Annotated in this window: 16 protein-coding genes; 10 read left to right on the forward strand and 6 right to left on the reverse strand. The window is 70.8% G+C overall.

Annotated features, from left to right (window positions below):
* The first annotated feature begins 116 nt into the window (after nt 1-116).
* Genes ACWDR4_RS41675 through ACWDR4_RS41685 form a run of 3 tightly spaced genes read left to right on the forward strand, consistent with a single transcriptional unit; the run spans nt 117 to nt 9,655 of the window.
* A complete protein-coding gene (locus ACWDR4_RS41675) occupies nt 117-8,810 on the forward strand; it encodes a ricin-type beta-trefoil lectin domain protein (protein WP_450416337.1) in 8,694 nt (2,897 codons plus the stop codon).
* Nucleotides 8,807-9,448 carry a hypothetical protein gene (locus ACWDR4_RS41680; protein ID WP_450416338.1) on the forward strand — a complete coding sequence of 214 codons (642 nt, stop codon included), beginning with the start codon at nt 8,807-8,809 and terminating at the stop codon, nt 9,446-9,448. Before ACWDR4_RS41675 ends, ACWDR4_RS41680 begins: the two co-directional genes overlap by 4 nt.
* Nucleotides 9,449-9,451: 3 nt before the next feature.
* Nucleotides 9,452-9,655: a hypothetical protein gene (locus tag ACWDR4_RS41685; protein ID WP_450416339.1), complete on the forward strand. Its 204-nt coding sequence runs from the start codon at nt 9,452-9,454 to the stop codon at nt 9,653-9,655.
* A gap of 25 nt (nt 9,656-9,680) precedes the next feature.
* Here the strand turns inward: ACWDR4_RS41685 and ACWDR4_RS41690 are convergent, their stop codons facing one another.
* From ACWDR4_RS41690 to ACWDR4_RS41700, 3 genes are all read right to left on the reverse strand, one after another.
* Nucleotides 9,681-10,514 (reverse strand): hypothetical protein, encoded by an 834-nt coding sequence (locus ACWDR4_RS41690; protein ID WP_450416340.1) that lies wholly within the window; start codon nt 10,512-10,514, stop codon nt 9,681-9,683.
* A 199-nt stretch (nt 10,515-10,713) separates the two neighbouring features.
* Nucleotides 10,714-11,394 (reverse strand): TetR/AcrR family transcriptional regulator, encoded by a 681-nt coding sequence (locus ACWDR4_RS41695; protein ID WP_450416342.1) that lies wholly within the window; start codon nt 11,392-11,394, stop codon nt 10,714-10,716.
* A gap of 122 nt (nt 11,395-11,516) precedes the next feature.
* The gene (locus ACWDR4_RS41700) at nt 11,517-11,936 is read right to left on the reverse strand and encodes a TOBE domain-containing protein (protein ID WP_450416344.1); all 420 of its coding nucleotides are present in this window, start codon (nt 11,934-11,936) and stop codon (nt 11,517-11,519) included.
* 213 nt (nt 11,937-12,149) lie between these two features.
* Here ACWDR4_RS41700 and ACWDR4_RS41705 point away from each other — a divergent pair, with 213 nt between their 5' ends.
* The 6 genes from ACWDR4_RS41705 to ACWDR4_RS41730 all read left to right on the forward strand — a co-directional run bounded on the left by ACWDR4_RS41705 (nt 12,150) and on the right by ACWDR4_RS41730 (nt 20,613).
* Complete coding sequence (locus ACWDR4_RS41705) at nt 12,150-13,082, forward strand: LysR family transcriptional regulator (RefSeq protein WP_450416346.1); 933 nt, start codon at nt 12,150-12,152, stop codon at nt 13,080-13,082.
* 121 nt (nt 13,083-13,203) lie between these two features.
* Nucleotides 13,204-14,370 (forward strand): NAD-dependent formate dehydrogenase, encoded by a 1,167-nt coding sequence (locus ACWDR4_RS41710; protein ID WP_450416348.1) that lies wholly within the window; start codon nt 13,204-13,206, stop codon nt 14,368-14,370.
* Nucleotides 14,371-14,519: 149 nt separating this feature from the next.
* Complete coding sequence (locus tag ACWDR4_RS41715) at nt 14,520-14,897, forward strand: effector-associated constant component EACC1 (protein WP_450416349.1); 378 nt, start codon at nt 14,520-14,522, stop codon at nt 14,895-14,897.
* A complete protein-coding gene (locus tag ACWDR4_RS41720; RefSeq protein WP_450416351.1) occupies nt 14,894-17,389 on the forward strand; it encodes a caspase family protein in 2,496 nt (831 codons plus the stop codon). Before ACWDR4_RS41715 ends, ACWDR4_RS41720 begins: the two co-directional genes overlap by 4 nt.
* Before the next feature lie 190 nt (nt 17,390-17,579).
* Nucleotides 17,580-19,634 (forward strand): phosphocholine-specific phospholipase C, encoded by a 2,055-nt coding sequence (locus ACWDR4_RS41725; RefSeq protein WP_450416353.1) that lies wholly within the window; start codon nt 17,580-17,582, stop codon nt 19,632-19,634.
* An 88-nt stretch (nt 19,635-19,722) separates the two neighbouring features.
* The gene (locus tag ACWDR4_RS41730) at nt 19,723-20,613 is read left to right on the forward strand and encodes a phospholipid scramblase-related protein (RefSeq protein ID WP_450416354.1); all 891 of its coding nucleotides are present in this window, start codon (nt 19,723-19,725) and stop codon (nt 20,611-20,613) included.
* 257 nt (nt 20,614-20,870) lie between these two features.
* Here ACWDR4_RS41730 and ACWDR4_RS41735 read toward each other — a convergent pair whose 3' ends face one another.
* Together ACWDR4_RS41735 and ACWDR4_RS41740 are read right to left on the reverse strand one after the other, a co-directional pair.
* Complete coding sequence (locus ACWDR4_RS41735) at nt 20,871-21,872, reverse strand: hypothetical protein (protein WP_450416356.1); 1,002 nt, start codon at nt 21,870-21,872, stop codon at nt 20,871-20,873.
* Nucleotides 21,869-22,684, reverse strand: coding sequence for a phosphatase PAP2 family protein (locus tag ACWDR4_RS41740; protein ID WP_450416358.1), 816 nt, complete (start codon nt 22,682-22,684; stop codon nt 21,869-21,871). Before ACWDR4_RS41740 ends, ACWDR4_RS41735 begins: the two co-directional genes overlap by 4 nt.
* Before the next feature lie 225 nt (nt 22,685-22,909).
* Here ACWDR4_RS41740 and ACWDR4_RS41745 point away from each other — a divergent pair, with 225 nt between their 5' ends.
* On the forward strand, nt 22,910-23,524 hold the full coding sequence (locus ACWDR4_RS41745) for a TetR/AcrR family transcriptional regulator C-terminal ligand-binding domain-containing protein (RefSeq protein ID WP_450416359.1): 615 nt from the start codon (nt 22,910-22,912) through the stop codon (nt 23,522-23,524).
* Between the two features lie 138 nt (nt 23,525-23,662).
* Here the strand turns inward: ACWDR4_RS41745 and ACWDR4_RS41750 are convergent, their stop codons facing one another.
* Nucleotides 23,663-24,661, reverse strand: a complete 999-nt coding sequence (locus ACWDR4_RS41750; RefSeq protein WP_450416361.1) for a DUF2510 domain-containing protein — start codon at nt 24,659-24,661, stop codon at nt 23,663-23,665.
* Nucleotides 24,662-25,042: the final 381 nt, after the last annotated feature.

A 25,042-nucleotide genomic window follows, 5' to 3' on the forward strand; every position in this document is an offset into this window, starting at 1 on the left:
GAATTGGCAAAGGGTCTTGAGTCGCGATCATGGCCGTATTTAGCCTCCGGTCGATCACTCACACGTGTGCGGTGACGAAATGACGGCCCTTCAGGGTCGTGCTCCGGGGGGTACGTGTGAGTGCTGGACGGCGCTGGTTCGCGGGTGTGTGGCACCGAAGATTCCTTGGCGGGCTGGGCCTCTGGGCCATTCCCGTAGCCCTGTTCGCCCTGCTGCTGCCGGTGGCGGTCGCCGGCGGATTCGGCACCCCCGGCTTCCTCGCCGGCCACTCGGACGACCCGGACTTCGGGCACCACGGCGGCTTCTCGTTCGACGGCACGGTGTGGAAGCCGAAGGCCGCCAAGGCCGTCGACACCACCCGGGCCGTGGGAGCGCACGCCCTGCGGCAGAAGACCCCGGCGCACCCCAAGGGGTACAGGCCGCTGGGCACTTACCGGGCGGCGGCCCCGCAGTGGCCGAAGCCGGGCACCGCCACCGTCGCCCTCGCGACCGCCGGCGCGGCCAAGCCCGTCAAGGCGGGCGCCCTGCCCGTGTGGGTTGCCCCCGCCGACGACGGGACCGCTGTCCCGGCGGTCAGCGTGCAGACCGCGTCCCATGCCCAGACGCTGAAGAGCGGCGCCAACGGCATGCTGCTCGGCATCACCCCGTCCGGCGCGACCGCCTCCGGCCGGGTGAAGGTGGTCGTCGACTACGCGGCGATAGCGAAGGCGTACGGCGGCGGCTACGGTTCACGGCTCCAGCTGGTCCAGTTGCCGGGCTGCGCGCTGACCACCCCGGAACGGGCGGAGTGCCAGAAGCGCACCCCGCTGAAGTTCACCAACCGCCCTGCCGCCGACCAGCTGACGGCGACCGTCACCCTGGGTGCGGCAGCCGACCCCGCACCCGCGACCGATCCCGACCAGAAGGCCGACAAGCCGGGACAGAAGACGGACAAGCCGGAGCAGAAAGCCGTCACTCCGGACCAGAAGGCCGTCACTCCGGGACAGACGGGCGGCACGGAGGCCCCAGCCGCCACCAACAGCACAGCCGCCACCGACGGCCCGACCGCCATGTCGGCCCGCACCGAGCCCCTGACCGCGACCACCACCGCCGACACCACCGCACTGGCCGTCACCTCCGGAACCTCCGGCTCCCAGGGTGACTTCGGGGCCACCACCCTCTCCGCCGCCAGCACCTGGCAGGCCTCCGCCACCGGCTCCTTCACCTACGCCTACCCGGTCTCCGTGCCCGCCGCGATCGGCGGCAACGCCCCCTCGGTGGGCCTGAGTTACGACTCCCAGTCGGTGGACGGCGAGACCACCGCCCGTAACTCCCAGGCGTCCTGGGCCGGTGACGGCTGGAGCTACCAGGTCGGCTTCGTGGAGCGGGGCTACCGCAGCTGCGGCTCGCTCCTGGACTCCGACGGCAAGAAGATCCTCAAGGGCTCGGGTGACGAGTGCTGGGGCGGCGACAACGCCACGCTGTCCTTCGGCTCGCACTCCGGTGTCCTGGTCCCCGACGGGGTCGACCCGACCGTGGCCGGCGAGATCAAGCAGTGGCGCCTCCAGGGCGACGACGGCACCCTCGTACAGGAGCTGTCCGGCGCGGCCAACGGCCTGCACGACGGTGTCTACTACCGGGTCCTGACCACCGACGGCACCGCCGCCTACTTCGGCGCCGACCACTCGCCGAGCGGTCCGGGCACCGGGGCGACCATGCCCACGAACCCCGGCGACGACTCGACGCACTCCGCCTGGGGCGTGCCGGTGCTGCACCCGCGCTCCTCCGACCCCTGCTACACGAGCGCCAAGGGCAAGGCGTCCCAGTGCGACAAGCCGGAGGGGTGGCGCTGGAACCTCGACTTCGTGGTGGCGCCGACCGGATTCGTGCAGCGCTACGACTACACGACCGAGTCCGACTACTACGACCTGGGCGGCGGTCAGGCGGGCGAGAGCGACGACCCCGACGACACCGGCACGCTGACCTCGTACACCCGGGGCGGCGCGCTGACCCTGATCTCGTACGGCTACAAGCTGGCCGACGAGCAGGCCGGGCGCACCCCGGCCGCCGAGGTGGACTTCGGGCTCGCCCAGCGCTGCCAGACCACGTCCACGTTCACCGACTGCTCGGCCGGCAATCTGAAGGACTCGACCGCGACCCACTGGCCGGACGTGCCGTGGGACCTGCACTGCGACTCCACGGACAAGACCAAGCTGCCGGACGGGGCCACCACGGTCCCCGCCGACGTGTGCGTCACGTCCGGGCCCAGCTTCTGGTCCACCACCCGGCTGGCCGCCATCACCACCAAGGTCCATGTGAAGGCCACCGACCAGCTCACCGCGGTCGACTCCTACCAGCTGGGGCAGGTGTACTCGGACGCGGGCGGCACGGTCGACCCGGTGACCGGCACCTCCGTCGACCCGAAGGACGCGGGCTCGCTGCAGGCCGTGATGTGGCTCCAGTCCGTCCGGCACACCGGCAAGGACACCTACGGCAACGGCAACAGCGACATCGCGCTGAACCAGGTCTCCTTCACCGGCACCGAGATCGACAACCGGGTGAACGACGACACCCCGTCCGCCCCGCCGCTGTACCGGCCGCGCATATCGAGCGTCCAGACCGAGACCGGTGAGTCGATCGCCGTCGAGTACAACTCGGCGCCCTGCGCGGGCAAGTCGCTGTCGATCGCGCACGCGGACAGCAACACCGACTCCTGCTACCCCGTCTACTGGACCGTCCCCGGCGCCTCCAAGCCGATCGCGGACTGGTTCAACAAGGTCACCGTCAACAGCGTGGCCGTGTCCGACCTGACCATCGCCGGCCAGTACAAGCCGGACGCCCAGAACAACCCGGCGGGCTCCGAGACCCAGGTCTCCCGCTACAGCTACGCCGGTCCAGCCTGGCACCGCGACGACTCGGCGCAGACCGACGACCGGTACCGGACCTGGGACCAGTTCCGCGGCTTCCGCACAGTCACCGTGCAGACCGGGCAGGCGCCCGAGCCCGTCACCCAGCAGACCACGACCTACCTCCAGGGCATGGACGGCGACTACAAGGCCGACGGCACCCGCCGCTCCGTCACCGTCGACGCCAAGGTCGGCGGCAGCACCGTCCTGAGCGTCCCCGACGCCGACCAACTGGCCGGCACGACCCTCCAGGACGACACCTACACGGCGGCCGGCGGCACGGTCGACGCGGTCAGCGTCAACGGCCCGTTCACCTTCACCACCACCGCCTCCGCCAACCAGACCCCCTGGACCGACTGGACCCAGGAGGACAACCCCGGCGACACCGAACCGGCCCTGTCCACCCTGCCCGACCTCACCGCACACCGGATCCAGGCCAGCAGCTCCGTGGAGTACGAGCGCCTGGCGAACGGCAGTTGGCGGCACACCAGCACCGACACCTCGTACGACGGCCAGGGCCGCGTCTCCACCGTCAACGGGCACGGCGACGGCACCGACCCCAAGCAGGAGAAGTGCGCGACCACCACCTACGCGACCCCGCCCGCGTCGAACGCGATGATGCTGTCCTACGCGGACCGGGTCACCACCGTCGTCGGCGCCTGTGACACCGCGCTCGGCGCGAGCAGCCTGCTGACGGACCAGAAGATCTTCTACGCCGGTGACGGCACCCTCACCGGCCTGGGCACCTTCGGCCAGGTCACCGCCGCCGGGCAGGTCACCGGCACCCAGACCGCCACCGGCTTCACCGGCACCACGGAGAACTGGCAGACGACGTCCGCCATGGACTACGACGGCGCCGGCCGGGTCACCGACGCCTACGACGCCACCGGGCAGAAGACCCACACCGACTTCGACCCGGACTGGACCGACTCCGGGAACAACACCAACGCGACCGCCAAGTCCTCCGTGAACAGCCAGGGCTGGAAGGTGAGTTCGACCCTCGACGCGCTGCGCGGACTGCCGCTGGAGAGCGTCGACGCCAACGGCCGCACCACGGACATGACCTACGACGCGCTCGGCCGGCGCACCGCCGTCTGGCTGCCCGGCCGGGACAAGTCGGCGGGCCAGAGCGCCGACGAGACCTTCGCCTACTCGATCGACCCCGGCGCCGTCCCCGCCCCCGGCGACACGGTCACCCAGCCCGGCGCGCCGACCTCGGTCACCTCGAAGACACTGCGCGAGGACGGCACGTACGCCACCTCGATCACGATCTACGACGGCATGCTCCAGCCGAGGCAGACCCAGTCCACCGCGATGGGCGACTCGGACTCGGGCCGGATCATCTCGGACACGTTCTACGACTCGCACGGCTGGCAGACCGCGTCCTACTCCGCCTACTCCGAGCCGAACAACCTGCCGTCGACCACGCTGTACGCGGCGAACGAGAACCAGATCCCCTCCGAGACGACCACCACGTACGACGGTCAGGGCCGCCCGCTGCGGGGGACCCTCTGGCACCAGGCCGTCGAGCAGTGGCACAGCTCCACCAGCTACCCCGGTGCGGAGGAGGTCGACACCACGGCGCCGGCCGGCGGGCGCTCCACCGCGACCTTCAGCAACGCCGTCGGCCAGACCACCAGCACGGTGGTGAAGAACACCGGCTCCACGGTCACCCTGACGGGCGGCTCGGTCATCCCCTCCGGCACCTCGCTGACCTCGGACAGCGTCCGGCTGAGCATGCAGGCCGACGGCAACCTGGTGCTCTCCGCCCTCGCCACCGGCAAGACGATCTGGTCCTCCGGCACCAGCGGAAACCCGGGCGCCTGGGCGAAGTTCGGCACCGACGGCAACCTGGTCGTCTACAGCACCGCCGTCGCCCAGCTGTGGACCAGCGGGCTGACGGCCGTCACCGGCGCCACCTTCCAGGTGCGCGACGACTCCACCGCGGCCGTCGTCTCCTCCGCCGGTGCCGTGCTGTGGAAGCAGGGCACCGCGAACGCGGTCCCGGCCGCCGACGCCACCACCCGCTACACCTACACCGCCGCCGGCCAGATCGACTCGATCAAGGACAGCGCGGGCAACGCCTGGTCGTACACGTACAACTCGCTCGGCCAGAAGAAGTCCCAGACCGACCCGAACTCCGGTACCACCACGTTCGACAAGTACGACCTGGCCGGCAACCTCCTCCAGACCACCGACCCGCGCGGCCAGGCGCTCTCCTTCACCTACGACTGGGACAACCGGCCCACCGCCGAGTACTCCGGCGCCTGGGCCGCCGCCCCGGACTCGACCAAGCTGCTCGCGTCCCGGGTCTACGACACCCTGGAGAAGGGCTACCAGACCTCCGCTACCCGCTACGTCGGCGGCGCGGCGGGCAAGGCGTACACGCAGGCGGTCACCGGCTACAACACCGCCTACGAGCCGCTCGGTTCCACCCTGACGATCCCGGCGGCCGAGGGCTTCGCGGCGGCGGGACAGTCCAGCGCGCCCGCCTCCGGGACCGTGACCTACACCTCCACGTCCCGCTACACCCCGAACGTCGGCCTGCTGTCCACCCAGCACTACCAGGCGGACGGCGGCCTGCCCGCCGAGGACATCGACTACGGCTACACCCAGCAGGGCAACCTCGACGGCATCGGCGGCTTCATCAGCTCCGCCAACACGCCCGCCTACCTGGACGCCACCGTCCACGACGCGTTCGGCCGCGTCCTGCAGACCAACTACGGGCCCACCGGCAAGGAGCTGGCGACCTTCGCCCAGTACGACGCCACCACCGGGCGCGTCACCCAGGCCAGCAGCATGCTCCAGACGTCGACCACGGCCCTGGACGTCGTCAACCTGCGCTACAACCAGGCCGGCGAACTCACCGCGATCGACGACCTGCAGAACAACACCACGCACGACACCCAGTGCTTCACCTACGACTCCTTCCAGCGGCTGACCGCCGCCTGGACGGACACCGCGGGCATCACCGACCCGGGCGCCGCCACGGTCGGCGCGGTCGGCGGCTGCACGACGGCCAGGGTGCAGACCACCACCACATCCCCGGTCAAGACGACGACCGTGGGCGGGCCCGCCCCCTACTGGCAGACCTACACCTACGACCAACTCGGCGACCGCACCGGCACCGTCGGCCACGACACCACCGGCAACGCCCTCAACAACACCACCCAGACCATCGCCTACACCGGCACCGACGGCACGACGACCGCCACGCTCCCCGACCAGGCGGGCACGGCCACCCTCAGCAACCCCGGCACCGGCACCGCGAGCATCGCGTCCACGTACACCGACCCCTCGTACGGCAACGTCAACGCCGGCGACACCATCAGCCGGAAGATCACCACCACCGGCCCGCTCTCCACCGGCTTCACGATCTCCGGCGGCGGCAAGAAGTGCGTCGAGGACGCGGGCGGCTCCACGACCGCCGGCGCCAAGGTGCAGATCAACGCGTGCAGCGGGGCCACCAGCCAGAAGTGGACGGTCGGCACCGACGGCACGGTGAAGGTCCTCGGCCTGTGCCTGGACACCACCGGCAACGCGACCACCTCGGGCACCCTCGTGGTGATCGACACCTGCAAGACCGACGCCACCCAGAAGTGGAAGGTCACCGCCACCGGCACCCTGGTCAACAACGCCAACAGCGCGGTCTGCCTGACCGACCCCGGCGCCTCCGCCACCAACGCCACCCAGCTGACCGTCGCCACCTGCGGCGGCAGCGGCCAGACCTGGACCGGCGCCGCCACCGGCGCGATCCCGGCCGGCCAGAGCCAGACCTTCACCTACGACGCCGAGGGCCGCACCGCGACGGTCGCCACGACCTCCGGCACCCACACCAACACCAGCAAGTACCTGTACGACGCCCAGGGCGACCTGCTCGAACAGACCGCCGCCGTCGACGGCACCGACAAGACCCGCGTCCTCTACCTCTTCGGCGGCGCCGAGCAGATCACCCTGAACGTCTCCGCCAAGACCTGGACCGGACTGCGCGACATCACCGGCCCGGACGGCACCACCGTCACCCGCTCCAGCAGCGGCTCGGTGACCTACCAGATCGCCAACGGCCAAGCCACCGCCGTCACCGCCATCGACGCCTCCAGCCTGGCCGTCACCCGCCGCTCCTACGACCCCTGGGGCAACCCGCGCGGCACCAAGCCGAGTTCATGGGTGGCACCGGACGAGAACGCAGGGTTCCTGGGCCAGCCCACCGACACGACCACCGGCCTCAACCTCCTGGGCGCCCGCGACTACGACCCCGTCACCGGCCGCTTCCTCACCCCCGACCCGGTCTTCGAACCCGGTGACCCCAACCAGATGGGCGGCTACACCTACGCGGGCGACAACCCGGCCAGCTCGGCGGACCCGAGCGGGCTGATGCTGGTCGCCGACGGCGGCGGTGGCTGCGGATCCGCGTGCCAGGCCGCTTCCAGCAAGCCCGACACCAGCACCTCCAGCGGCAAGAAGAAGGAGCACCACGGCGGCTGCCACGGCTTCTTCGGCTGCGCCGGGCACTACTTCAAAAAGGCCCTGCCGGTCGTCGCGACCGTGGTCACAGTCGTGGTCGTGGTGGTGGCCGTCGTGGTCGTCGCCTCCGCCTGTGCCGGAACCGTCATCGCGGCCCCCGCCTGTGTGCTCGGCGCGGCCGAGGGCGCCGGAATGGTCGCCGGGATGTTCGGCGGCGACTGCGCGGCCATGGGCTGCGCCGGGGGAGGCGGATTCGCCGCGGAGGAGGGGGAGTCGCCTCCGGCGGGCGGTGGTTCCGACGCGGCGCCCAAGGCAGCGGCGGAACCCGCCCCGCACGACGCCTCCGGCGGTTCGGGCGGCTCCGGTGACGCTGCGGCCGACGCGGGCGCGGGCAAGGAGTCCGCGAAGGACGCGGCCGGTGAGAACGCCGCGAACCCGAAGAAGTCCGACGTCCAGCAGGAGGCGGCGGCCTCACGGAAGGCGGGAGCGTCCTCGGACGACCCCGGCACCGGTGACTCGGGCACCGAGGAGGGCGGCCAGTGCAGCTTCGCGCCGGACACGCCCGTCCTCATGGCCGACGGCAGGGCCAAGGCGATCGGCAGGATCAAAACCGGCGACAAGGTCGAGTCGGCCAACCCCGGGAACGGCAAACACTCCGGCACCCGCGAGGTCGTGGCGACGCTGGTCCACCGCGACAAGGACCTGACCGACGTCACGGTGAACCTCGGCCACGGCCGTACGGCGACCCTGCACACCACGTCCAAGCACCCCTTCCGGGACGCGACCACGCACACCTGGGTCCCCGCGGGGAAGCTGACGGCGGGCCACGCGCTCACCACGGAGGACGGCCACCGGGTCCTGATCACCGGGGTGCGGGCGACGCCGGGCGCGGCCTACCGGTACAACCTGACCGTCCGCGAGCTGCACACGTACTACGTGGTGGCGGGCGGGGTGCCGGTGCTGGTGCACAACACGTGCGGCAAGCCGCACCACGCGTCCGACTGCGCGTGCAGAACGCCGGGCGAGGGACCCACCGGCGTCTCGCCCGTGGCCGGTGACAAGGTGGTGCTGGGCGTCGCGAGTGTCGGGCAGCCGCTGGCCCGGCGGGAAGGCGGTATGACGTTCAACCACGAGGTGTATTCGGTCAAGCGAGGGGAGGCCGAGGACGCTTATCCCCAATGGGCGAACGAGGTCAACGCGTCTCTGTCGAACCCGGATATTCACATTCTTGTGGATCTCGGCGATCTGGCCGACGATGAATCCGACCCCATAGCGGTGTTCCAGAAAGCGGTGGACAACGGGCGGGCCGGGAAGCATCCGGAAAAGGCGCGCGGCACCGAATGGGAGATGTGGCGGATCTTCTACCACGTGTGGATAGACGAGGCCCGTCCCTGGTCCGGTATCCAGTGGTTCATGCGCGGCAGGGACATCACGAGTCAGATGAAGGACTACACCCCATGACGGAATTCCCCGCCGCCGCGTTCGGCGCCGAGCTGGTCGCGGCGCTGAACGCCGAACTCGGGGCGGACTCCCCGTATCTGTTCACGCCATCGAGGGAACGCCCCGCACGGGGGCCCGTCTCCGTCACCGACGGCCGGTCACGGGTGTCCGTGCTCACCGGTGACGACACCTACATCCTCACGTTCCTCCGGGGCGACCGGGGATGGGCGCACGGAGCGACCCTGGACAAGGGCCTGGTGGCCCGGGCGGCCCTCGCCTGGCTCGCCGGTACCGGGCTGGAGGAGATGGCGTCCCGCTGGCCGTTCGTGGAGTTCTCGGAGCTGCAACTGGCCTACGAGCGGGGAGACGCCCTTCAGACGCAGTGGCGGATCGTCCGCGCTCGCCCCTCGGAGCTGTACCGGGAGGTCGTCGAACTGGCCTCGGACGACCCGACGGTCAGCAGGTTCTACCCGCTGATCGACCGCAACTTCCTCGTCAGGCCGAACGCGTTCGACTCCAGGATCCTCGCGTCGGTGGCGTTCCAGTCGCCAGGGCACTTCCGGCTCTGGACCCCCGACGCCGCCGAGTCCCTCTGCGAGGGAGACCCCACCACAGTGATCGCCAGGCTCGCGGACCTGCTCGACAGCCAGGAGGGCTGACCCGTGCCGTATCTGATCCTGGGCCTCATCGGTGTGTACGCCGGTGTCCGGGCGCTTGGAGTCCGCCGACGGCAGCTGAGCGCGCCCGCCGGGCCGTCCTCGACGCTGATCCTCCGTCCCCCGTTCCTGGCCGTCCTCGCCGGGATCGCCATCGCGGGCGGGGTGTTCCTGCTGGCGGGCGGGATCCTCGTCCTGGTCCAGGGGTGAGCGTCAGCGCTTGAAGTGACCGCCGTCAGCCCGCTCTTGGCAGCGGTACGGGCTCGGCGTCGGCCCGTTCTTCCGCCGGGGCCTCGGCACGGAGCCGGAGGGCGACCACGCCGGCCTCCGGCACGGTGTCGTGCGGGACGGCATCGACGCGTCGGCGTCCGGCTGCCCGGCCGGACTGGAGAGCCGCGATTCCGTACCACGCGAGAAGCGGCGCGAGCGCGGCCGACAGGGTGCCGAGCATGTGTTGGTCCGGGGTCAGCACCGCCGCCGTGCCCGCGAACAGCGCGACGGCTGTCGCCGAGGCCCGTACCCAGCACCTTGCCGTGACGGCGACGACCGCCAGCGCCATCAGCACGTACCCGCCCGCCCGTACGCCGGGCAGCGCCAAGTAGTCACCGACGAGGGCCGCTTCGTCCGCCGGGAAGCCCTGGACCGAGGCGAAGACGGCCAGACCGGCCGCGTTCGACGTGAACAGCGCGAGGGCGCCGCGCAGATAGACCGGCTGGTTCCGGGACGCCAGCCAGAGCAGGGCCAGCGCCATCAGGGGCCAGACGGCGAAGGCCTCGACGCGGCCCAGGAGCTGGGTCGTGGCCTCACCGAACGTCGTCCAGCAGGCTGTCACGGCGGTCCCGAACGGACGGGCGGTCTCGGCGGCGGACCCCACCCAGCCGGTACCGAAGATCGGGTTGTCGTCCGCGGTCACGGCGAGGAGGCCGCCGTACACCAGGCCCGTCCCCGCCACCCCCGCCGCCCCGCGCCGCAGGCCCCTGCACGTGATCACTTTCGGCGGCGCGAGCCGTCCCCGGAGTTCCTCGCGGCGTGCGCGGCGGCGAGGGGCACACGCGGTGATGCAGCTCATCGTCCGACAGCCTCCTGATCGGCCGAGGACGCGTCACCTCGGCGGACGCGTCGACACCCTGCTCTTCGATCAGGTAACTGGACTGAAGTCTCCGCTTATTCCCGCCGGGAGACAGTAATTTGGGGGACATCAAGCAGGAGACGTCGGTCGGGCACGCGGGGTTCCGCAGGAGCGAGGAGCCGGGAGCGAGGAGCGGCCGTCACGGCCGGTTCGACCCCAGGCCCTTCGTCTCGGCGTGGCTGAGCAGGGCCCGTTCGGTCTGCAGCGGGGTCGGCGCGGCCGGCAGCGGGTCCGTGTGGTCCGCCCTGCACGCCGCCAGCAGGAACGCGACCAGGCGTCGCCACGCGTGCGGGGCGGCACACCGGGTCACCTTGACGACCCCGGCGTTGGCCAGGAGGAACAGGAGAACGTCCTCCGGAACGAAGTCGTCCCGAAGGGCTCCGGCCTCCTGGGCCTGACGTACGAGCTTGGTCAGGGCGTCGGACTGCCGGTCGCACAGGATCGCCGCGACCTCCGAGTTGGGCAGCCGGACGGTGAACAGGTCGCTCAGGCCGCGATCGGCCGCCATGGCCTCGCAGAGCCCCTCGACATACGTACTGAACCCGACCCAGGGGTCCGCGCAGCGCAGCGCCTCCTCGGTGATGGCCGCCACGCTCCGCAACTCGTCCTCGAAGGCGGCCTCGACCAGCTCCCCGCGCGTGGGGAACCGCCGGTACAGCGTCCCCGCGCCCACCCCGGCGCGCTCGGCGACCTCGTCCAACGGCGCGTCGAGCCCCTGCTCCTCGAAGATCCGGCGAGCGGCTGCCACGATCCGCTGCCTGTTCCGCAGCGCGTCCGCCCGCAGCCCCCGCTCGCCCGCCTTCACGCTCTCCGCCGCCATACCCCCAGCCTAGCAATCGGACAGCAGTCTCCGGTTACGGTGTGCCACAGCGGTCGGGGGCGGCCGGTGGGCCCGTGCCTGCCCACCCGCTCACGCGCCCATATGCCCATACGTCCACCCGCTCACCCGGTCGCGAGGGAGATCTCCGTCGACTTGATCAGGGCGACGACCGGGGAACCGGCGGCCAGGCCCAGCTCGTTCACGGCGTCCGTGGTGATCGCGGCTGTGAGTTCACCGCCCGTGACGGTGACCTTGACGGAGGCCATGGCGGCGCCCGTGGTGATACCGGCGACCGTGCCGGGGAGCTGGTTGCGGATGGAGACGCCCTTGACGGCGGCGGTGGCCAGCGAGACCTCCGTGGACTTGACCAGGGCACGCACGGCGGTGCCCTCGGCGAGGCCGAGTTCCGTGACGGACTCCCGGGTGATCGCGGCGGTGATGTCCTGGCCGCCGTCGAGACGGACCTTGACGGTGGCCATGACCTCTCCGGTGGTGACGGCGGTGACGGTACCGGGGATCTGGTTGCGGATGCTCAGGCTCATGGCGGAACGCCTCACAGGGGAAGGGGTGTGGAATGTCGGCCTTGGGTGATTTTGTGAGCCTCACGCTAGCCGGGACGGCGACCGGACCGGCCACCGCGGGGCCCGGCGCGTCCGGCGGGTCCCTCGTCGACTACCCGTCCTGGACACGACCCCCGATGCTGTACGACGGGTCACGAAGACCCTGGCCTTCATGACCCGCCCGGAAGGTGGCACATGCTGCTGCGTCAGCTGGAGTACCTCGTCGCGCTCGCCCGCGAGCGGCACTTCGCCCGCGCCGCTGCCGCCTGCTTCGTGTCCCAGCCGTCCCTGTCCGCCGCGATCCGTCGGCTCGAACACGAACTGGACGTGCCGATCGTCCGGCGGGGGAGACGGTACGAGGGACTGACCCCGGAAGGCGAAGTCGTGCTGGCCTGGGCGCATCGCATCCTCGCCGAACGGGACGCCCTGCGGCAGGAGTTGTCCGCGATGCGCGGCGGCCTCACCGGGACCCTCCGGCTCGGCGTCGTCCCCACGGCGCTGCCCGCCGCCTCCCTTCTCACCAACCCGTTCTGCGACCGGTACCCCCAGGCCCGGGTGAGCCTGGAGTCGCTGTCGTCCGCCGAGATCACCCACGGGCTCGCCGAGTTCGAGCTGGACGCGGCGATGACGTACCTCGACGACGACAGCCTCCGCCACGTACGCCGGTTCCCGCTCTACGAGGAGCGGTACGTGCTGCTCACCCCGCTCGACGGCCCGCTCGGCACGCGGCCGACGGCCCGGTGGGCGCAGGCCGCCGCCCTGCCGCTGTGTCTGCTCAACTCCCGTATGCGCAACCGGCGCATCATCGACGAGTGCTTCGCCGCCGACGGGGCCACGGCCGCGCCCGCCATCGAGTCGGACAGTGTCGCCGGGCTGTACGCGCAGCTGCCGGGCGGACGCTGGTCGAGCGTGATCTCGCACGCCTGGCTGCACATGTTCGGCGTACCGGACGGCATGCGGGTGGTCCCGCTGGAAGGGCCCGCGCACGGTCCACGGGTGGGACTCGTTCTCGCACGGGACGAGCCGCAGTCCGTGCTCGCCGAGGCGCTGTTGAAGGTGGCGAGGGAGGCGGGCGTGCGGGACGCGCTGGACGAACTCCTCAACAGCTACCTCGGCGACGGGAGTTGACGAGCCGTGGGGAGTTGATAGACGGCGGCTATCCCGACATAGCGACGTTCGCTTTGACCTGCGGAATCGACCCAGGGATGGTGAAGAGCACGTTCCCGCAACGGAGTTGAGGAGCCGCGACATGGCCAAGGTGCTCTGCGTCCTGTACGACGACCCGACCGACGGATATCCGACCTCGTACGCCCGTGACGACCTCCCGCGCATCGACCACTACCCCGGCGGCCAGACGGCCCCCACTCCCGAGGCCGTCGACTTCACTCCGGGGCAGCTGCTCGGCAGTGTCTCCGGCGAACTCGGGCTGCGCCGCTTCCTGGAGGAGCGCGGCCACACCCTGGTCGTCACCTCGGACAAGGACGGGGACGGTTCCGTCTTCGACCGGGAGCTGCCGGACGCCGACGTCGTCATCTCGCAGCCGTTCTGGCCCGCCTATCTGACCCCCGAGCGGATCGCCGCCGCCAGGAACCTCAAACTGGCCGTCACCGCCGGCATCGGCTCCGACCACGTCGACCTGGACGCGGCCATCGCGCATGGAGTGACGGTTGCGGAGGTGACGTACTGCAACAGCATCAGCGTCGCCGAACACGTGGTGATGATGACCCTGTCCCTCGTCCGCAACTACCTGCCCTCCCACCGGGTGGTGCTCGACGGCGGCTGGAACATCGCGGACTGCGTGGCCCGTTCGTACGACATCGAGGGCATGCACGTCGGTACGGTCGCCGCCGGTCGCATTGGCCTGGCGGTACTTCGCCGCCTCGCGCCCTTCGACGTGAAGCTGCACTACACCGACCGCCACCGGCTGCCCGAGGACATCGAGCGCGAGCTGGGGCTGGTCTGGCACGAGAGCGCCGTCGACATGGCCCCGCACTGCGACGTGATCACGATCAACGCGCCCCTGCACCCGGAGACGGAGGGCCTCTTCGGCGACAAGCTGCTGGCCACGATGAAGCGCGGGGCGTATCTCATCAACACGGCCCGGGCGAGGATCGTGGACCGCGACGCCGTCGAACGTGCCCTGCGCAGTGGGCAGTTGGCGGGTTACGCGGGCGACGTCTGGTATCCGCAGCCCGCGCCCGCCGACCATCCCTGGCGCACCATGCCGCACCACGGCATGACCCCGCACATCTCCGGCTCCTCACTCTCCGCGCAGGCCCGTTACGCGGCGGGCACGCGCGAGATCCTGGAGTCGTGGTTCGGCGGGCGGCCGATCCGCGACGAGTACCTGATCGTCGACGGCGGCGCGCTCGCCGGCACCGGGGCGCACTCGTACTCCGTCTCCGCGAAGGCGTGAACCCGGAGGCCGCCGCTCGCACTTGGGCGACGCGCGCGGTGGCCTCCTCCGGATCCCCCGTGCCCGCAAGGTGCACAAGTCCGGTGCAACACCCCTGGGTCTACTGCACACTTGTCCCGCACACCACACGGCGGGGGAAGGTGCGTGTCATGCGAGTACAACTGCGCCTGGTCGACGAGAGCGGCCATGACGCACCCGGCGCCGACCTCGCCGCGCTCCGTCGGCAACTGACGGCACGACCCGAACTCCGCGGTCATGTCGACACCGTACGCAGCGGCCCCGATTCCGAAGAGGGCGAGATGGGTGGCGGCCTGGAACTGCTGCTCGTCGGGCTGGGCGGCGGAGGTGCCGTCACGGCGCTCATCACGACGCTGCCCGCGCTGCTCGGGGCCCGGCGGTCGCCGACCTCCGTCGAGATCACGCTGCCCGACGGCCGCAGCGCGAAGGTCACCGCGGACTCGGCCGAGGACGCGAGGGCACTGCTGGAGGAGGCACTCCGGGACCACCTGAACCCGCCGCGACCGTGACGGCCAGGCTGCCGGACCCCCGGGGGTCACGGGCGGTCCTCATCGGGACCTCGTCCTACGACAGCCCGGACCTCAAGCCCCTGCTGGCCGTACGCAACAACCTCGAAGTCCTGCACGAACTGCTCACCGCGGACAGCGGATCGTTCCTGCCGGCCCGATGCACGGTCGTGCAGGACTCGGCAGACCCGCGCGCGGTGTGCCGCGAGATCCGGGAAGCGGCGGCCGACGCCTCGGACACCCTGCTCGTCTACTTCTCGGGCCACGGCATCCTCAACCACGACTACAGCGAACTGCATCTGGCGCTGAGCGGGACCGACCAGAACGACCTGCGCTGGACGACGGTCCCGTTCCAGGCGATCCGGGAGATCTTCGAGACCTCGTCCTGCCCGAACAAGATCCTCGTCCTCGACTGCTGTCAGAGCGGCTGGGTCCTCGACGCGATGATGAGCGACACGAGCCGCGGGGACGCCCCGCTCGACATCAGGGGCACCTACCTCCTCACCTCCTCCTCCGGCGACCTCAAGTCGTACGCACCGCTCTCGGACCGCTACACCGCCTTCACCGGCGAACTGATCCAGCTGCTGCGTGACGGAGTGCCCGGCGGTCCCGAACTGCTGCCGCTCAGCGCCCTGTTCGAGCCGCTGGCCGCAGCGCTGGAGCGGCGCGCCATGCCGCGCCCGCAACAACAGGGCTCCGACGGGCACTCGGCGTTGGCGCTGGTGCGGAACCAAGCGGCGCACCGGGCTGGCGAGGAGGAGGCCGGCATCGAAGCGCGGCCGGCGGTCGCGGGGCGCGAGGGACGGATCCCCGAGACCCGGCTGCGGCACGATGCCTGGCACCGGCGCCGCATTGAGTTCTCGATCGGTGCTCCGGCCGTTGCGGGCCTGTTGTGGGTGACTTTCCGATTCGGTCCGAAGGGCGAGGAGCCGGTGGAGGCGAACTCGGTCCCCGCCATGGTCATGATCGGGGTGGTGGCCGGGTTCTTTCTGCTGATGGGCTTGTCGTCCCTGATTTTTCCCACCAACTACTCCTTGACGATCGGCCCGGACGGCATCGAGGTCCGCTACAGCAAGGACCAGCACTTCTACTACCCGTGGCATCGCGTCAGCCGGGTGTGGGTGGTGGCCCGCCCGAGGGGGCGACTGCGAGGTACCCGGTACGGACTGATGCTGCGGCCCAAACCGGGCGTTCTGATCAAAACGGGAAGGCGCGGCTCTCCGGGCCCCCGTCGGGACAGCAGGACCGGCGCCCTGTGCTTCGCGGACGTTGGGCACCTGAACGTACCGCCCGGGGTGGTGGAGAAGGCCCTTTCGCGGACCGCTGGTTCGGCCTGGACCCCCAGCGGCGGATCACTCGGCCGGTCGGTGCCGGGGGAGGGTGTGACAGAGGTCTTCTCCACCGACCGACGCTTCCTCGCCCTCGTCGCGGCGTTCTCGGCCGTACTGGCGTACTTCTTCTTCCCTGAGGACGCGCTCACCGAGCCCACCCACATGTGGCTCAAGACCCTGTCGTTCCTCCTCTGCGCCATCGCCTGCGGAGTGCTCTGGTTCGCCGTCTCCCGGATGGTCCACCCGGTCCGGCTGGAGATCAGCGCGGCCGGAGTTGCGCTCACCAGAGGTGGCACCGAGATCGTCTACGCCTGGACCGAGATCGAACGCATCGGTGTCGTCCACTGGGTGGGGCGGTCGGACCGACTGGGGCTGCTGGCGATCCGCCCCCTCGCCCGGGCGGCCCCCGGCCCGGTCGACCGGACCGTCTTCTACCTGCCCCGACTCGCCGTCGATTGCCTCACGCTGTGCACACTCCCGGAAGTGACCCGCAGGCCGCACAGACTGTATGCGGCGCTCGAACGGTTCGCCGGCGAGGGGCAGTTCGTGCCACCCGGACACGACGGGTTGCGGCCCGTCCGGGCCAGGGGCGCGACAACGCTCGCCGTGCCGACCGAGGGGACGACCTTCAAAGGGGTCAGGTCGACGGGTGTCGCAGTGCTGATCGGAGCCGCGTCCTTCGCTCCGACGTTCGCCCTCGGTCTCTGGCCCAAGGACCAGCACATGCCGGTCCTGCTCGACATGCTCGACGCGCTCGTTCTCGTGTACCTGCCGATCTTCGCCCTGCCCGTCTATTACCTCGCCGGACGGCACCGCGTCACCCTTCACGTGGGCGCCGCCGGGGTGACGCTGGCCGTCGGCGGTTTTCGTCCGCACGCTCTGCGTGTGCCGTGGGGCGACATCGAGAGCATCGGGATCATCGCGAAGCGGCATCCCTCGGTCCGGCACTCCGTCGTGCTGTGGCTCAGGCCGGGCGCACAGCCACGGCGGTCGATGTGGTGGTTCTACAAGCAGGGGTACGGAGGTCTGCGGCTGCTCTCCCTCGAAGGGAGCCGCCTCGACACGACACCCGAGCGGCTGGACAGGGCCCTCGCCCACCATGCCGGCCGACGCCACTCGCGCCTTGAACGCCTGCCCTATCCCGACCTCGGGGGCCGGGGGTAGCGGTCTCTTGGGCCTGGCTTGAAGACGCCGTTGGCCGGTCTTGGCCCATTCCTCATCTCGCGTACCGACGACCTTCACACTCAGGCCACCAGACCCTTCCGTGCCGTTCGGTACCCCTGGGAAACTCCAGGCGCCCCCATTCCGTCACGTACCGCCCAACGCCGTCATCAGGACGAGAGGCCCTTCACTCATGCCCGAAGTCAACCGGCGCCGCTTCCTCCAACTCGCGGGCGCGACCACGGCGTTCACCGCGCTCTCCAGCAGCATCGAGCGTGCCGCCGCCCTTCCCGCGCACCACCGCACCGGCACGATCGAGGACGTCGAGCACATCGTCGTCCTGATGCAGGAGAACCGGTCCTTCGACCACTACTTCGGCGCGCTGCGCGGAGTACGGGGCTTCGGCGACCCGCATCCGGTCACCCTGGACAACGGCAAGTCGGTCTGGCACCAGTCGGACGGCACCAAGGACCTGCTGCCCTTCCACCCGGAGGCCGACGACCTCGGCATGCAGTTCCTGGAGGGCCTCCCGCACTCCTGGCCCGACGGGCACGCCGCCTACAACGGCGGCAAGTACGACAAGTGGGTGCCCGCGAAGGGCGCCACGACCATGGCGTACCTGACCCGCGAGGACATCCCCTTCCACTACGCCCTCGCGGACAAGTTCACCGTCTGCGACGCGTACCACTGCTCGTTCATCGGCTCCACCGACCCCAACCGCTACTACATGTGGACGGGTCACACGGGCAACGACGGCAAGGGCGGTGGCCCGGTCCTCGGCAACGACGAGGTCGGCTACGACTGGACGACCTACCCCGAGCGGCTGGAGGGGGCCGGGATCTCCTGGAAGATCTACCAGGACATCGGCGACGGCCTGGACGCGGCCGGCTCCTGGGGCTGGATCCAGGACGCCTACCGCGGCAACTACGGCGACAACTCCCTGCTCTACTTCAACAGTTACCGGGGCGCCAAGCCGGGCGACCCCCTGTACGACAAGGCCCGCACCGGCACCGACGTGAAGAACGGCGACGGCTACTTCGACCGGCTGAAGGCCGACGTCAAGGCGGGCACGCTTCCGCAGATCTCCTGGATCGCCGCCCCCGAGGCCTTCTCCGAGCACTCCAACTGGCCCTCGAACTACGGCGCCTGGTACATCTCGCAGGTACTGGACGCGCTCACCGCCAACCCCGAGGTCTGGGCGAAGACCGCGCTGTTCATCACGTACGACGAGAACGACGGCTTCTTCGACCACCTCGTACCGCCGCTGCCGCCGAAGTCCGCCGCGCAGGGCAAGTCCACGGTGGACGTGTCGCTGGACCTCTACAAGGGCGACGCGAGCCGGGTGGCCGGCCCCTACGGTCTCGGCCCGCGCGTGCCCATGCTGGTCGTCTCGCCCTGGAGCAAGGGCGGTTACGTCTGCTCCGAGACCCTGGACCACACGTCGGTCATCCGGTTCATGGAGGAGCGCTTCGGGGTGCGCGAGCCCAACATCTCGCCCTGGCGCCGGGCCATCTGCGGCGACCTCACCGCCGCCTTCGACTTCTCCCGCAAGGACGCGCATCCGGTCCCGCTGCCGGAGACCGACGGCTACGAGCCGCAGGACCGCGACCGTCACCCCGACTACAAACCCACTCCGCCGGCCGACCCGCGCATGCCCCGGCAGGAGCGCGGCACACGCCCGGCCCGCCCGCTCAAGTACGCCCCGCACGTGGACGGTTCGGCCGACCCGGTGGCCGGAAAGTACACGCTCGCCTTCGCCTCCGGCAGCCACGCCGGCGCCGCCTTCGTCGTGACGTCCGGCAACCGCACCGACGGCCCCTGGCACTACACGACCGAGGCCGGCAAGATCGTCTCGGACACCTGGAACTCGGCCTGCTCCAAGGACGTGTACGACCTGACGGTGCACGGCCCGAACGGCTTCCTGCGGGTCTTCAAGGGCCGGGGCAAGGGCGCCGCAGGACCCGAGGTGACCGCACGGCACACCAGGGACGACGTCGAGCTGACGCTCACCAACAAGGGCTCCGGAACAGTGGAGTTGACGGTGAGCAACGGGTACGGGGGACAGGCCCGCAGGATCAGGGTGCGGGCCGGGGCGACCGTACGGCACCGGGTGGACCTGGGCGCCAGCAGGCGGTGGTACGACCTGACGGTCACCTCCGGGGCGGACGCGTCGTTCCTGCGCCGGTTCGCCGGGCACGTGGAGAACGGCCGGGTGGGCGTGAGCGATCCGGCGATAGCCGCCTGCTGACGCGAGCTGTTCGGAGGGCGGCGAGTGGGCCGGGGTGCCTTGACCGGTACATGGTTGTGATCCAGCCACGTCCGGGTAGTGTGCCCCGGTGACCACGCAATCGAACATACCCGCAGGTTGGTACCCGGATCCGCACGGAGCACCCCAGACGCTCCGCTACTGGGACGGTTCCCAGTGGACCGAGCACACCAGTGCCGACCAGCAGCAGGCGCAGCAGCCGCAGACGGTGCCGGCCCAGCAGTCCCAGCAGGGATTCGGGCAGCCCCAGGGTCAGCCTCAGAAGGGGTTCGGGTCGGCGCAGCCGGTCGCCGGTGCCGACCCGCGTGTTCAGCGGCAGGTGCAGCAGCAGGCCGGGGTCGCGGCGGGCGGGGCCGGTGGCGGCACGCTGTTCAGCGAGCCGGTGCTGGTGGTGAACCAGAAGGCCAAGCTGATCGAGCTGACCAACGAGTACAAGGTCATGGACCAGCAGGGCAAGGAGCTGGGCGCGGTCGTCCAGGTTGGACAGAGCGCCCTGAAGAAGATCCTGCGCTTCGTCTCCAGCCTCGACCAGTTCATGACGCACAAGCTGGAGATCCGGGACGCCTACGGGCAGCCGGTGCTGCTGCTGACGCGGCCCCGGAAGTTCCTGAAGTCACGGGTGATCGTGCGGCGTCCGGACGGTTCGCCGGTCGGTGAGATCGTCCAGCAGAACATGTTCGGGAAGATCAACTTCGCGATCAAGGCGGGCGGTCAGCAGGTCGGCGCGGTCAAGGCCGAGAACTGGCGGGCCTGGAACTTCGCGATCGTCGACCACGCGGAGAACGAGGTCGCCCGTATCACCAAGACCTGGGAAGGTCTGGCGAAGACGATGTTCACCACCTCGGACAACTACGTCCTGCAGATCCACTACCAGCTGCCCGAGCCCCTGCTGAGCCTCGTGGTGGCGACGGCGCTGACCGTCGACACGGCGCTGAAGCAGGATTCACGGGGTCTGGGCTGACGGGGGCCGTTCACGGCCGGCGGGGCTGTTCGGTCGGTTCACAGGGGCCGGCTGAAGCCTCTGTTCACGGGTGTGGCCATGGGGCAGGTCGGTTCACGGATACCGAACGGTTCACAGTGACGCGAGGTGTCTCGGCTCCGAGCGTGTTCACGGAGGCCGGTCAGTTCACAGGAACCGGTCGGTTCACAGAGGCGTGAGGTGTCACCGGCTCCGAGGCGTGTTTACAGAGACCGGCCGGTTCACGAAGACCGGCCGGTTCACAGGGACGTGAGGTGTCCCGGCTCCGACGGTTGCCGGGGCATCAACGACGGCTCGTACGGCGCCGGATGGGCCTCCAGCGCGAGAACCGACGCCACCGGATGCTCCTCGTCGTCCAGGACCGGGACCGGGACCTGAATCGGAGTCGCGGTCGGAACCGAGGCGGGTACCGCGGCCGGGTCCGGCGTCGAGCGCGACAGCGTCACCACGCCCCACCCCGCGAGCCCCGCGCCCGCCAGCGCCAGCAGCAGGCCCGCGGCTCCGCCCTGGAGCCGCTCGCCGAGCAGCGTCAGGCCGATCACCGCCGCGGCGACCGGGTTGGCCAGGGTCACCAGGGCCAGTGGGCCGCCGAGGCCGCCCCGGTAGGCGGTCTGGGACAGGATCAAGCCGCCCGCCGCGAACGCCGAGACCAGCAGCGCCACCCCGATCACCTGCCAGCCGGGCAGCGCGCCCGAGCCGGCCGTCGCCGCCACCGTGACCGTCTGGGTGAGCGCCGAGGCCACCCCGGACGCGATGCCGGACGCGCTCGCGTGCCGCAGCCCGGGCTTGGCGCCGCGGCGGGCCAGCACCCCGATCAGGACCATCGTCGTACCCGCGACCGCGAGGGCCTCCGGAAGGCTCAGCACGTCGTCGGGCGCCGGACCGGACGCCGTGACCAGGATCGCCGCCAGTCCGAGCAGCGTCAGGGCGGTGCCGCGCCACTCGACCGCGCTGACCCGCCGCCCGGCGACCCGCGCACCCAGCGGCACCGCGGCGACCAGGGTGAGCGCGCCCAACGGCTGCACCACCGTGAGCGGACCGTACTTGAGGGCGACCACGTGCAGCAGCGCGCCCGCCGCGTTGAGCAGCACCGAGCCCCACCAGGCGCCGGTCGCCAGCAGCCGTCGTATCCCCGCGTCGGCGTTGCGGGAGGCGAGGCGTTCCTGGGCGACGGCCGCGGCGGCGTAGGCGACGGCGGAGAGCAGGGAGAGGGCGATGGCGACGAGGGTGGCGGTGCTCATCGTGCGGCCCCCAGTCCCGCTCCCACGAGGGCGGGCTCGTCGGCCGGGGTGAGCCTGCTGCCCTGCCCCTGCCCGGCTGTCGACTCGGTGCGGTGCGGCAGGTGGACGACCGCGAGGGCGATGCCCAGCAGGGCCGACGCCACGATCGCGTCGAGCCAGTAGTGGTTGGCCGTACCGACGATGACCACCAGCGTCACCAGCGGATGCAGCAGCCACAGCCAGCGCCAGCGGGAGCGGGCCGCGACGATCAGGCCGATCGCCACCATCAGGGCCCAGCCGAAGTGCAGCGACGGCATGGCCGCGAACTGGTTGGACAGGGTGTCGGCCTCGGGCGAGGCGCCGTAGACCGTCGGCCCGTACACCTGGCCGGTGTCGATGAGGCCGGCCGCGCCCAGCAGCCGCGGCGGGGCCAGCGGGAAGGTGAGGTGGATCACCAGGGCGGCCCCGGTGACCACGGCGAGGACCCGGCGGGCCCAGACGTAGTGCGTGGGGCGCCGGAGGTAGAGCCAGACCAGGAAGGCGGCGGTGGCCGGAAAGTGCACGGTCGCGTAGTAGGTGTTCGCGAGATGGATCGCGGTGTCGCTGTGCAGCAGCGCCGACTGCACGGCGCCCTCGCCGGGGAGGTGGAGGGCGCGCTCCCAGTCCCAGACGCGGGTCGCGTTCTGGAAGGCCTCGGCGGTGTGCCCCGTCGCCAGTTGCCTGCCGAGTTTGTAGACGAGGAACAGACCTGCGACCAGCAGGAGTTCACGGACGAGCGGCGGCCGTCGTATACCGGCGGGTTCCGCCTTGGCAGGCGCGGTGCGGGCTTCCATCCCCCGACCCCTTCGGTAGTGCGTTTATGGGCGTGAACTCGTCTGTACGGGCGCTCAGCTCATCGATACGTTGGTGTACCGATACGAGAGTGTACCGAAACGAATCCGTTCCGGTACACTGGCGTATCGATGGACTTACGCCACACTGAAATCGGGAATAAGCCACAGGGCGCCCCGATACGAACGACAGAAACGTCAGAAACGACAGGGACAAGGAGTGCAGTCATGACGTCGCAGGCCGCGGAGGGACCGGAACCGGTCGTCGCCTCCCGCCGCTCCAAGATCACGCCGGAGCGTGAGCAGGAGTACTTCGACGCCGTGCTGCACCAGATCCGCGCGTGCGGGTACGAGGCGCTGACCATGGAGGGCGTCGCCGCCAGCGCGCGCTGCAGCAAGTCGACGCTCTACCGGCAGTGGAAGACGAAGCCGCAGTTCGTGGCCGCCGCGCTGCGCGCCAACCGGCGTGCCCGCTTCGCCGGCGTCGACACGGGGTCCCTCGCCGGGGACCTGCGCGAGGCGGCGCGGGCGACGGGCGAGTGGTCGGGGCACGACACCCAGCTGATGCAGGCGCTCGGCCATGCCGCCATGCAGGACCCGGAGCTGCAGGAGGCGCTGCGCGAGGCGCTCGTCGAACCGGAGCTGGACGCGTTCCGCGAGATGATCCGGCGCGCGGTCGAGCGGGGCGAGATCGCCGCCGACCATCCGGCGCTGGAGTACGTACCGGCGCAGATGCTGGGCGTGCTGCGGGTCCGCCCCGTCCTGGAGGGGCAGTACGCCGACCCGGAGTACCTGGTCAGATTCGTGGACGCCGCGGTGCTGCCCGCACTCGGCGTCACCTGAGACGCAGGCCGCCGCCCGTGGCATGACCGGACGGTGACCTGTTCGCGCCGACCCGTGGGGACGGGGGCGGCGCGCACCCCCCGGCCGGGTGGGGTTCCTCTTGAGCGGAGAGGCGCCCCACCCGGCCGATCCATTCGGTCACACGTTCTGCCCGCTGCCGTCCCCCGACGAGACCTTGATGCCGGCGGTGATCTCGTCGATCACCGACTCCTTCTGGTCGGCGTCGACACCGAACCGGACGACGACGATCTGCTGAGGGTTGGAAGGCGCGGGGAAGGCGAGTGACTCGACGAACCCGTCGGCACCCTTGCTCGTGATCGCCTTCCAGCGGACCAGATAGCCCTTCTGTCCGGCCACGGTCACCGCCTTGGAGGCCAGCACCTCGTGCGAGGTGATCTTCCCGTAGGTCGTACCGCCGTACGACTCCTCGGCGTTGGCCTCGATGTCCGCCTTGGCGACCGCCTCGGCCGTGCTGCCCGAGGTGCCCAGCGCCAGCGCGGGCGCCGAGTACGCCCCGCCCTTCGTGCAGGTCTTCGTGGTGTCGCCCGGGCACTTGTACGAACTGTCCGAGGTCACCTGCCCGCCCACGCCGATCGACTGGCCGTACCAGCCGTCGGGGATCGGGAGGCTGATCCCGTTGACCGAGTCGGGCACGGACCCGCTGTCGATCTTCGGACTCTCCGAGGGCTCGGACTGCTGCGGATCGGGAGTCTGCCCGCCCGAGCCGCCCCCGGTGCCACCACCGGGCCCGCCCTGACCGCCACCGCTCTGCCCACCGGGCCCGCCCTGCCCACCGGTACCGCCCGGCACCTGCGAGCTGACGTTGCTGTCACCGCCACCGCCGTCCTTGGTCAGCGCGTACACACCGCCGCCTATGCCGGCGAGGACGGCTATCGCCACCGCCACGGCTATGCCGGTGCGCAGCCCGCGCCGGGTGCCGGTGTCTGCCGGCGAATAGTCCGGGTACACCGGATACGCCCCGCCGGTGGCCAGCACCGGTGGACCCCAGGCGGCGGCCGAGCCCTCGGGACGGGTCTGTTCCGTCCATGCCTTACCGTCCCACCAGCGCTCGGTGGCGGGGCCGTCACTTGTCTGCCCGGGGTCGGGGTACCAGCCGGGAGGAGTCTCCTGCGTCATGCCCCCACCGTATGAGGCCCGGGTGAAAGGCGGATGAGAGGAGCCACCTTTCCTCACGGAAAGACGCAGAAAGGCGGCCCGACATACCGAGAAAGCGGGATACGGGAGGTCAGGCGCCCTCGACCAGCGGTCGCACCGGCGCCTCCTGGGCCGCTGTTCCCGGCCGGGGGTGAGTGGGCCGAGGGCGTTTGGGTGCCGGTGAGGTCGTGGAGGCGGGCTGAGACGGCGTGAGGGGTTGATGGTTGGCTGCGGCGCCGTGGGGGCTGGTCGCGCAGTTCCCCGCGCCCCTGAAAAGCAGGGGCTGCGCCCCGTGCTTTTCAGGCCCGCAGGGCCGGGCGTGAGGGCTATCCAGGCCTGACGGCGAGGTGTACGACGTCGGGA

It is taken from the genome of Streptomyces sp. NPDC000878 (assembly GCF_053599695.1).

Coding starts and splice junctions, on each gene's coding strand:
- ACWDR4_RS41750 (WP_450416361.1), bottom strand. CDS start 24,661: ATGACGCAGGAGACTCCTCCCGGCTGGTACCCCGACCCCGGGCAGACA.
- ACWDR4_RS41745 (WP_450416359.1), top strand. CDS start 22,910: ATGACGTCGCAGGCCGCGGAGGGACCGGAACCGGTCGTCGCCTCCCGC.
- ACWDR4_RS41700 (WP_450416344.1), bottom strand. CDS start 11,936: ATGAGCCTGAGCATCCGCAACCAGATCCCCGGTACCGTCACCGCCGTC.
- ACWDR4_RS41735 (WP_450416356.1), bottom strand. CDS start 21,872: ATGAGCACCGCCACCCTCGTCGCCATCGCCCTCTCCCTGCTCTCCGCC.
- ACWDR4_RS41690 (WP_450416340.1), bottom strand. CDS start 10,514: ATGAGCTGCATCACCGCGTGTGCCCCTCGCCGCCGCGCACGCCGCGAG.
- ACWDR4_RS41695 (WP_450416342.1), bottom strand. CDS start 11,394: ATGGCGGCGGAGAGCGTGAAGGCGGGCGAGCGGGGGCTGCGGGCGGAC.
- ACWDR4_RS41710 (WP_450416348.1), top strand. CDS start 13,204: ATGGCCAAGGTGCTCTGCGTCCTGTACGACGACCCGACCGACGGATAT.
- ACWDR4_RS41705 (WP_450416346.1), top strand. CDS start 12,150: ATGCTGCTGCGTCAGCTGGAGTACCTCGTCGCGCTCGCCCGCGAGCGG.
- ACWDR4_RS41725 (WP_450416353.1), top strand. CDS start 17,580: ATGCCCGAAGTCAACCGGCGCCGCTTCCTCCAACTCGCGGGCGCGACC.
- ACWDR4_RS41740 (WP_450416358.1), bottom strand. CDS start 22,684: ATGGAAGCCCGCACCGCGCCTGCCAAGGCGGAACCCGCCGGTATACGA.
- ACWDR4_RS41715 (WP_450416349.1), top strand. CDS start 14,520: ATGCGAGTACAACTGCGCCTGGTCGACGAGAGCGGCCATGACGCACCC.
- ACWDR4_RS41680 (WP_450416338.1), top strand. CDS start 8,807: ATGACGGAATTCCCCGCCGCCGCGTTCGGCGCCGAGCTGGTCGCGGCG.